General features: G+C 70.1%; 8 protein-coding genes and 1 pseudogene. All 9 read left to right on the top strand.

The annotated features are described in order from the left end of the window. Positions 1 to 550: iron-containing redox enzyme family protein (locus KBI5_RS12685; protein ID WP_198537680.1), on the top strand; the 550-nt coding region annotated here is incomplete at its 5' end. Continuing rightward, a complete protein-coding gene (locus KBI5_RS12680; RefSeq protein WP_011437660.1) occupies positions 547 to 1,695 on the top strand; it encodes an acyl-CoA dehydrogenase family protein in 1,149 nt (382 codons plus the stop codon). The genes KBI5_RS12685 and KBI5_RS12680, both read left to right, overlap by 4 nt. 36 nt (positions 1,696 to 1,731) lie before the next feature. Next, positions 1,732 to 3,024, top strand: coding sequence for a SidA/IucD/PvdA family monooxygenase (locus tag KBI5_RS12675; protein ID WP_035909438.1), 1,293 nt, complete (start codon positions 1,732 to 1,734; stop codon positions 3,022 to 3,024). 155 nt (positions 3,025 to 3,179) lie between these two features. Further along, positions 3,180 to 4,176: pseudogene (locus KBI5_RS12670) on the top strand (FAD-dependent oxidoreductase). Continuing rightward, positions 4,173 to 6,161 carry a class I tRNA ligase family protein gene (locus tag KBI5_RS12665; protein ID WP_085015338.1) on the top strand — a complete coding sequence of 663 codons (1,989 nt, stop codon included), beginning with the start codon at positions 4,173 to 4,175 and terminating at the stop codon, positions 6,159 to 6,161. The pseudogene KBI5_RS12670 and the gene KBI5_RS12665 overlap by 4 nt, the downstream one beginning before the upstream one ends. Beyond that, on the top strand, positions 6,158 to 7,660 hold the full coding sequence (locus tag KBI5_RS12660; protein WP_085015337.1) for an AMP-binding protein: 1,503 nt from the start codon (positions 6,158 to 6,160) through the stop codon (positions 7,658 to 7,660). The genes KBI5_RS12665 and KBI5_RS12660 overlap by 4 nt, the downstream gene beginning before the upstream one ends. Positions 7,661 to 7,679: 19 nt before the next feature. Beyond that, positions 7,680 to 7,943 (top strand): hypothetical protein, encoded by a 264-nt coding sequence (locus tag KBI5_RS12655; RefSeq protein ID WP_035941249.1) that lies wholly within the window; start codon positions 7,680 to 7,682, stop codon positions 7,941 to 7,943. 3 nt (positions 7,944 to 7,946) lie between these two features. Beyond that, a complete protein-coding gene (locus KBI5_RS12650) occupies positions 7,947 to 8,546 on the top strand; it encodes a GNAT family protein (protein ID WP_011437654.1) in 600 nt (199 codons plus the stop codon). Further along, on the top strand, positions 8,537 to 9,559 hold the full coding sequence (locus KBI5_RS12645) for a C45 family peptidase (protein WP_085015336.1): 1,023 nt from the start codon (positions 8,537 to 8,539) through the stop codon (positions 9,557 to 9,559). The genes KBI5_RS12650 and KBI5_RS12645 overlap by 10 nt, the downstream gene beginning before the upstream one ends. The last annotated feature ends 157 nt before the right edge of the window (positions 9,560 to 9,716 follow it).

The raw sequence follows: 9,716 nt of genomic DNA, 5'->3' as shown, positions 1-9,716 counted from the left end.
CCACCGCCCCAGCGACGGGCCGCTGTTCGCCATCTACGCCGACGAGATGGGCCGCGGCGACATCGCCAAGAACCACATCACGCTGATCCAGCAGGCCCTGGCCAGCATGGACATCCACCTGCCGCACCCGCGCTCGGAGGAGTTCCTCACCCAGGCCGAGCTGCCCGACCTGACCTACCCGTACGCCACCTACCAGCTCAGCCTGGCGCTGTTCCCGGACTCCCGCTACGAGGAGATCCTCGGCTACAGCCTGGGGGTAGAGATGTTCGGCCTCGGCGAGCTGCGGCTGCATGAGATGGAGAAGATGCGCCACCACCGTTTCGACATCGCCTACGAGGCGGCGCATCTGTCCATCGACAACGTCTCGGCCGGCCACGCCCGCCAGGCGACCGACCTGATCGTCGGCTACCTCGACCACGTCGGCCGCACTGCCGGCCCGGTTGCCGTCGAGCGAGCCTGGCAGCGGGTGTGGCGCGGCTACGCCTCGTTCGCGTTCTTCGTCGAGCCGCAGTTGGCCAGGCGCCTGATGGCAGGGCGGGCCGCCGCATGAGCCTGGACCCGGAGCTGGTGGCGCTGCCGTTCTACGAGCAGTCACACCGCGAGCTGGCCGAGGCGCTCGGCAGGTTCTGGGACACCCGCGCCGATCTGGCGGCGGCAGCCCGGACCGGCGCGCCGGCGAAGTACGGCGCCCGCGTGCTGCGCGAGCTGGGGGCCGCGGGGTTGCTGGAGCCCGCCGACCTGCGCAGCCTGTGTCTGACGAGGGAAGCCCTGGCCTACACCGAGGACCTGGCCGACTTCGCGTTCTCGATCCAGGTCCTGGCCGCCTGGCCGATCCAGCGCCACGGCACCGACGAGCAGAAGCGGCGCTGGCTGCCCGGCATGGCCTGCGGCGAGCTGGCAGGTGCGTTCGCGCTGTCGGAGGAGCAGGCCGGCTCGGACGTCGCCGCGCTCGCCCTGCGCGCCGTGCCGGACGGCGCGCAGTACGTCCTGGACGGGAACAAGATGTGGATCGCCGGCGCCGCGGGCGCCGACGTCTTCTGCGTGGTGGCCCGCACCGGTGACGGCCCGGCCGCGCTGGGCCTGACCGCGCTGCTCGTCCCGGCCGGCACCCCGGGCCTGCGGATCGAGCCGATCGACATGGTGGCCGAACGCGACATCGCCCGACTGGAGTTCGACGGCTGCCGGGTCCCGGCCGACGCCGTCCTGGGCCCCCGCGGCGGCGGGTTTGTCGTGGCCATGGAGCTGCTCGAACGGTTCCGCCTCACCGTCGGCGCCGCGGCGCTTGGCTTCGCCCGCCGGGCCGCCGACGCCGCTTTGGCCAGGGCCAGAGAACGGGCCGCGTACGGCAGGCGGCTGTTCGACCTGCCGACGGTGAAGGCCAGCTTCGCCGATGTCGAGGTACGGCTGAACGCCGCCGCCCTCCTGGTGGCCAGGGCCGCCTGGGAGGCCGACCGGGGCGCCCCGCTGGCCAGGCACTCCAGCATCGCGAAGCTGTACGCCACCGAGGCCGCCCAGCAGGTCGTGGACGCGGCCGTGCAGGTCTACGGCGCGGCCGGGCTGGTGCACGACAGCCTGCCGGAGCGGCTGTACCGGCAGATCCGGTCGCTGCGGATCTACGAGGGCGCCTCCGAGGTGCTGCGCCTCGCCATCGCTGACGCCCTGGGCCCGCGCGGCCGGTTTCACGAGCGAATGTAAGTTCGTCTGTCCGAACGCTGAAAGCGAGCTCTTCTCATGGGGAGTAAGTCTCCGCGGTACCGCTGTGTCGGAATCGGGGCCGGACCGGCCAACCTGAGCCTGGCAGCCCTGTTGCACGGTGACCCAGGGATGCCGAACCTGGTCATCGACAGGAAGGCCGAATTCACCTGGCACGACGATCAGCTCATCCCTGGAGCGACCCTCCAAGTGTCCTTGTTCAAGGACCTTGTGAGCCTGTCCGACCCGACCAGTCCATTCTCGTTCATAGCCTATCTCCACGACCGCGGGCGAATCTACCACTACCTCAACGCACAGTTCGAAAAAGTGCCCCGCGAGGAGTTCCGTAACTACCTCGGCTGGGCCTGCAGTCGCAACGAGAACGTTGTGTTCGGCGAGGAGGCGCAGGCCGTCGACTTCACCGGCGACGCGTTTGTCGTGCAGACCGACAAGCGCGCTCTCCTCGCCGACAACGTGGTGGTCGGMGTYGGCACCGTGCCGTGGGTGCCGATGTTCGCCCGYCCGCACCTGGGCAGCACTCAGTTCCACGTCAGCGAGTTCAGGTCGAAAGCCGTCCGCCTGCGCGACAAGCGGGTGGCGGTGATCGGCGGCGGCCAGTCCGGCGCCGAGGCGTTCCTCGACCTGATCTCCCGGCCCGACAGCGAACTGCCGCACCGGGTGTCGTGGCTGTCCCGCCGGCGCAACTACTTCCCGATCGACGACTCGCCGTTCACCAACGAGTTCTACATGCCCTGCCACTCCGACTACTTTGCCGAGCTCGACCTGGCTGTACGGGCCGACTTCAACAGCCAGCAGGTGCTGACCAGCGACGGCATCTCCGAGTCCACCGCCCGGGAAATCTATCAGCAGATCTACGTCCACCGGTTCATCACGGGCGCCCCGCAGCTCACCGGGCTCTACCCCAACCGCGAGGTGGTCAGCGTCGAGGCGTGCTCGCCGGACGGCTGGAGCATCTCCGTCCAGCACAACGACCTGGCCGGCGGCCTGGAGATCTTCGAGGCCGAAGTGATCATCTGGGCCACCGGGTTCCAGCCGGCCCGGATGGACTTCCTGGCACCCCTGGAGCAACGCCTGGCGCGGGAGGACGACGAGTATCAGGTGGACGCCGACTTCGCCGCCAACTGGGACGGCCCGGCCGACCGGAACCTGTTCCTGCAAAATGCCGTCCGCACGCAGCGCGGCCTCGCCGACCCGAACCTCAGCCTCACCGCCTGGCGCAGCCAGCGGATCGTCGACCGGATCCGCGGCGTCCGGAGCAGGGGACAGGACCCGGCGTTCGCCGAGTGGTCACCCAAGACAGGGGCCCGCTAATGGGCCAAAGGGCGTGCGATTATGGCGAAGCTGCACGCCCGGAGGCCTTTCTTTCCGGGACGATCCTGGGCCAAAGGGCGTGCGATTATGGCGAAGCTGCACGCCCGGAGGCCTTTCTTTCCGGGAAAATCCTGGGCCAAAGGGCGTGCGATCATGTGGACGCCGACGTCGTGGTGGTCGGTGCCGGAGTGGTCGGCTGCCTGGTGGCCACCGAGGCACTGGCCCGCGCGCCCCACCGGCGGGTGACGGTGATCGACAGGGGGAGTGGTTGGCGGCGGAGTGTCCCGGTTCTCCGCCGGCCTGCACTTCCCGCGCGGTGCCACCCCACGGGTGCGGGCGCTGGCCGCCTACAGCCATCGCTGGTACGAGGACCTGCGCCGGCGAGACCCACAGGTGCCGATCCACCCGGTGGGCCTGACCGTGGTCAGCACCGACGAAGCCGCCGTCCGGGAGCACTACCTCCCCGAAGCGCGGCTGCGTCCGGCCGACCAGGGCTGGGAGGGCGACGGCGCCCACTACGCCGACGTTGGAGCGCTCACCCAACTCCTGGCCGCTCGGCTCCGCGACCGCGCGGCGTTTCGGGAGGGCACCGCGGTCACCGCCGTGGGGTCCGCACCGGACGGCGTCGTCCTCACGCTGAGCACCGGTGCCCGGCTCACCGCCGGCCGCGTCGTGCTGGCACCGGGTCCCTGGCTGGCCTGGCCGGAGCTGCTTGCCCCGCTCGGCGTCCGGATCAAGAAAGTGGTCGCCCTGCACATCGAACGACCCGCCACCCCTCGCGACCGCACGACCGTCTTCCACGACGAGGACGCGTTCCTGCTACCGCTGGCCCACCGCGGCCACTGGCTGTTCAGCTACACCTCACCCGACTGGGACGTCACCCCGGACGCGCTGACCGGGGAGCTGTCCGCCGACGACCTCGACCGCGGCCGGGCGATCCTGGATCGTTACGCCCCGAAGCTCAGCCCGTACTGTGTCTCCGGCCGCGTGTTCTGCGATGCCTACAGCCCCGACCGTACGCCGATCGTGCGCCCGGTCACCGCCGACGGCCGGGTGCTGTTCGCCGGCGCGGCGGGCGGTTCCGGCTACCGGCTGGCCCCCGCGATCGCCGCGGCGGCCGCCGACCTGCTCGACGAGAAGGACACCGCATGATCATCGACCGCTTTGGCGTCGCCGCGCTCTCCGAAGCATTCGGGATCGACATGGTCTCGGTCGACGGGCTGGGCACCGGCGCCGCCTGGGGCCGGGTCGCACCGGGCGTCGCCTCGGCGCACCACCGGCACGACGAAACCGAGCTGATCGTCATCGTCGCCGGCCGCGGCGAGTTCGTCGTGGGCTCCGAACGCCACCCGGTCGCGCCGGGCACCGTCGTCCTGTTCGAGCCGTTCGAGGCTCACGTCGTGGAGAACACCGGGGATCAGGATCTGGTCTTCCTCACCCAGTACTGGCGCGACGGCGCCCGCGCGGTGTCCTCGGCCACCCCGGTGACCAGCGAGCACGGCGACCGCCCGGTGTTCGTCTTCTCGACGCCGCCCACCCCCAACGGCGACCTCCACCTCGGCCACCTCTCCGGCCCGTATCTGGGTGCCGACGCCTACGTCCGGTTCCAACGGATGAACGGCGCCAACATCTGGCACCTGACCGGCAGCGACGACTTCCAGTCCTACGTGGTCGACTGCGCTCGCCGGGAAGGCAGGTCGAACGCCGAAACGGCCGCGCACTACAGCGCCGAGATCGCGGAAACCCTGCGACTGATGGACATCCCGCTCGACCAGTACACCGTCACAAACGCCGACCCCAGCTATGTCCCCGCGCTGAAGGACTTCTTCACCAGGCTGGTCGACTCCGGCGCGATCGCCCCGAGCGACGGCCCCGCGCTGTTCGACCCGAAAACCGGCCAATACCTCTACGAGGTCGACGTCCGCGGCGGCTGCCCCRGCTGCGGTGAGATCACCGGCGGCAACATCTGCGAGGAGTGCGGCGAGCCGAACACCGTGGTCGACCTGGCCGATCCGGTCGCCAAGCCCTCCGGCGAGGCACCCGCTGCCGGCACGGTCCGCCGCTACGTGCTGCCGCTGCATGAGCACGCGGGCACGGTGCTCGACCATCACCGCCGGGGCCGCGTCCCGGCCCGGCTACGGGAGCTCGCCGCACGACTGTTCCGCCGGGAGCGGGTCGACATCCCGGTCAGCCACCCCAGCGACTGGGGCATCACCCCGCACGAGGCGAACGGCGCCGGCCAGGTGATCTGGGTATGGCCGGAGATGGCCTTCGGCTTCCTGCACGGCATCCAGAAGCTCGGCGAGCGCATCGGCCGCGACTGGACGGCCGCCGAGCCGACCGACGACTGGAAGATCGTCCACTTCTTCGGCTACGACAACAGCTTCTACCACGCGATTCTCTACCCGGTGCTCTACCAGCTCGCCCTGCCCGGCTGGACGCCGGACATCGACTACCACGTCAACGAGTTCTTCCTCTACGACGGCCTGAAGTTCTCCACCGGCCGCCGGCACGCCATCTGGGGCAAGCAGATCCTCGACGCCGGTAGCGTGGACGCCGTGCGCTACTTCCTCGCCCGTAGCCGTCCCGAGGCGCAGCGAACGAACTTCGAGCTCGACGCCTACGAGCACACGCTCGCGACCACCCTGATCGGCACCTGGCAGGCCTGGCTGAACGACCTCGGCCAGCACGTGGCCGACCACTACGACGGGGTGGCTCCCGACGCCGGCAACTGGACCCCCGAGCACGCCGGGTTCCTCAGCCAGCTCGCTGCCCGGCTTGGGGCGCTCACCGCCAGCCTGCGGCCCGGCGGGTTCTCGCTCAACCAGGCCGCCGCCGAACTGGACGCCCTGGTGGCCGACGCGCTCCGGTTCAGCCGCCGGGAACGCGTGCTGGCGCGGGCCGGCGGCATGCCGAACGAGGTGCGCACGGCCACCGCACTGGAGCTGGCCGCCGCCGCACTGCTCGCGCACGGCGCCGCGCCGGTCATGCCGCGCTTCGCCGTCCGGCTGGCCGAAGCCCTTGGCCAGCCGGCGCCCGACCAGTGGCCCAGCACGGTCGAGCTGATCCCGCCGGGCAGCAAGGTCACCCTCGCCCACACCACGTTCTTCCGCCCGACCAGCAGGAGCCTGTCATGATCAACAAACTCCTGGCGTCCACCCCGGACCGCGGGACGCTGTACATCACCAGGCTGGCCGGCACCCGCGAGGTCCCGCTCGCCGAGGTCTGGCGACTGTCCGGCCTGGTCGCGGCCAGGCTGCGCGCCCGCGGCCTCGGCGCGGGCGACCGGATCGGCATCCTCTCCGCCAACAGCCTCGAGTGGGTGGTGCTCGACCTGGCCGCCCTGCGGCTCAAGGTCGAGACCGCCGGCCTGGAACCGGGCAAGTTCGCGCCTACCCGCGAACTCATGGACCGCTACGGCCTCTCCCTCCTGTTCACCGACCGGCCGTCCGACGAATCCGGTGTCGAGCAACTCGCGGCCCTGCTCGACGACCTGCTCGACGACCTGCCCGACGTGCCCCCGCCGCCGGTCAGGTACGCCCCCGACGAGGTCACCACGATCAAGTTCACCTCGGGAAGCACCGGCACGCCCAAGGGCCTGGGCGCCACCGTCGGCAGCATCGACAGCTCGCTGGACGCCGTCCAGGGCATGTTCGGCCACGGCCCCGGCGACAATCTGCTGGTGTTTCTGCCGCTGTCGTTGCTTCAGCAGCGCTACTGGGTGTATTCGGCGCTGCTGCACGGCCACGACGTCACGGTCTGCACCTACGAGGCGGCGTTTGTCGCACTCACCCAGGTACGGCCGACCGTCGTCATGGGCGTGCCCGGCTTCTTCGAAGGTGYCCGCAGCCAGATCGAGCGCCGCACCCAGCGCACCGGCCGGGACCTCGCCGATGTGGCCCGCGACCTGTTCGGCGACCGCATCCGCTACCTCTGGACGGGCTCGGCGCCCGCCGATCCCGCCACCCTTGCCTTCTTCAACCGGCTCGGTCTGCCGATCTACGAGGGCTACGGCCTCAACGAGACGTGCATCGTGGCCAAGAACCACCCGGGCGCGCACCGGGAGGGCAGCGTAGGCCGGGTGCTGCCGGGCAAGCAGGTACTCATCGACGATGACGGGGTGATCAGCGTCCGTGCCCAGCACCCGGTGAACGGGCGGTACGCCTACTGCGAGCCCGGCGACTCCGAGCGGGTCTTCGGYCCCGACGGCACCGTGCGCACCGGTGACCTCGGATACCTTGACGCCGACGGCTTCCTGTTCGTTCTCGGTCGTGCCGACGACACGATCGTGTTGGACAACGGTAAGAAGATCATCGTCAGGCAGATCGAGGAGCATCTGAAGGCCAGCCCGGCCATCGCGGAGTGCGTGCTCTACTGCCCGGCCCAGACCGAGCTGGTGGCGGTCGTCTCGCCGGCGTCGGTGCCGGCGGACACCGCTGCCATCTCCGCACAGCTCGCGGCCACCAACAAGGCGCTCGGCGGTGACCAGTACATCCACCGGGCCGTGGTGGCCGACGAGCCGTTCAGCATCGACAACGGCCTGCTCACATCTCAGTACAAACCCAAGCGGAAGCAGATCCGAGCGGTGTACCTGCGCCAGCTCGGCGACCCGAGGAAGGGACTCCATGCTGCCTGACTCTGTGCTGCCCGACTCTGTGCTGCCTGACATCGAGACCGTCGTCCGGGAGAACCTGGCCGCGGTGCTGACCATCGACATCGCCCCCGAGGACCTGGAGCCCGCTGCCGCCCTCACCGGTACCTACGGGCTGACCTCGCTGAACAAGGTCCTGTTCCTGACCTCGCTGTGCAGGGACACGGGCATCGACATGGCCCATTTCACCGAGGACGATCTGGCCGGGATGCACACCCTGCGTGACTGCGTGGAAATCCTGTCCCGGCACGCTCCAGCGGGGGCCTGACCGGTGGCCTGGCGCACGGACGGCCCGGCCGTCCTGGACAACGACCACGTCCGCCTCGCACCCGTCACCGAGGCCGACCGGGAAGCGTTGCGGGCGATCGCTTTCGACCCGGACATCTGGCGGTACTTCGTCTTCCGGGTGGAATCCGATGCCGACTTCGAGGCGTTCTTCGACGCATCTCTCGCCGACCATCGGGCCGGCCGGCGATGTGTCTTCGTCATCACCGACAAGCGCACCGGCCGGGTCGCGGGCAGCATGAGCTATAGCAACCTGTCCGAGCCGGACGCTCGGCTGGAGATCGGCTGGTCGTGGCTCGGCCGAGACTTCCGCGGCACGGGGATCAACCGGTGGGCCAAGGTGCTGCTGCTGGAGCACGCCTTCGAGCGCCTGGGCGCGCTGCGGGTGGAGTTCAAGACCGACGTGTTGAACACCCAGGCCCGCGGCGGCCTGCGCAACATCGGCGCCGTCGAGGAGGGGGTGCTGCGCAGCTACAACCCCATGCCGGACGGGCGCCGTCGCGACGCGATCTACTACAGCGTGCTGGTCGAGGAATGGCCGATCGTGAAGAAGACGCTCGCCGAGCGCCCTAAGGCGTGCCCGTGACCGTCCTGGTCAGGGCGGACGGGGAGCCGTCGGAGCTGGGCAAGGCCCACGGGGCGGCGTTGGCGGGGCGGCTGCGGTCGTTTGTGGACGACCACGTCTGCCGGCTCGGCCGGCTGCTGCCCGACCCGGTGACGCTGGACGGACTGCGCCCGACGATCGCCCGGTACCGTACGGAGATCGAGCACGCCACGCCGCGGCTCGCGGCCGAGGTCGCCGGGCTCGCGTCCGGCGCGGGCCTGGACGAGGACGAGGCCTGGCTGCTCCAGCTTCGGCGCGAGATCCTCGGCTACACCAAGATCCCCACCGCGGGTGACTGCACCACCTACGCGCGGGTCGCCGGCCCGCTGCTCGCCCAGACCGTCGACCTCAACGGCGACCTCGAAGACCAGATCGCCGTCCTCGACCTGGCCTCGCCGATCGGCCGCTCGCTCGTGCTGAGCTTCRGCGGCCTGCTCGGATACCTCGGCCTCAACAGCCGCGGCCTCGCGATCGGGCTCAACCTCGTCCTGGGTGGCGACTGGCGGGCAGGTCTGCCCCCGTACCTGGCGATCCGGCACCTGCTCGACACAGCGGAGGACGTCGAGGAAGCCCTCGACGTCCTCCGCGGCCTGCGGCTGGCCAGCTCCCGGTCGCTGACGCTCTGCGATGCCACCCGGGCGGTCTGGGTGGAGATCCTCGGTGACGAGCTACGGACCGTGCAAGCGCCACAGACCGTCCACACCAACCACTTCCTCCATCCCGACTTCGTTCCCCACGACGAGATCAACGTGTTCGCCCGCAACTCCTCCGTCCGCCGGCTTGAGGCTGCCACGGCGGTGCTCGCGACCCTTGGGAAGGAGCCCGAGGAGCACCTCGCGTTGCTGTCCGCCCCACCCATCCGGGTGCCCGACAACGGCGACATCCGGCGGGAGCGCACGGTCGCGGCAGCAGTCCTGTTACCGGAGCTCGGGGAGCTGCGGCTTCGGCCCGGCGACCCGGCCTTGTCCACTACTCGGACATTCCGGTTGAAGTAACAATCGTGGCGATGCTCCACCACGACGGACCACTCTTCCGCCGCTGTACCTACCTGCTGGAACAAGCGGTTCGTTAGCCGACCCTTCCATGATTTGGCGTCGCGGGAGGTGGAGAGGGTTCGCTCTCGATCCAAACACCGTCCGGCTTGCCGCTCTG

Source organism: Frankia sp. KB5, assembly GCF_002099325.1.
GTDB lineage: Bacteria > Actinomycetota > Actinomycetes > Frankiales > Frankiaceae > Frankia > Frankia casuarinae.
Note: the sequence above shows the minus strand (reverse complement) of the source record. Positions and strands in the feature narration are given on the sequence as shown.

What these genes read in the sequence shown, in the direction of transcription:
- KBI5_RS12680 (WP_011437660.1), top strand. Translation starts at nt 547, where the DNA reads ATGAGCCTGGACCCGGAGCTGGTGGCGCTGCCGTTCTACGAGCAGTCA.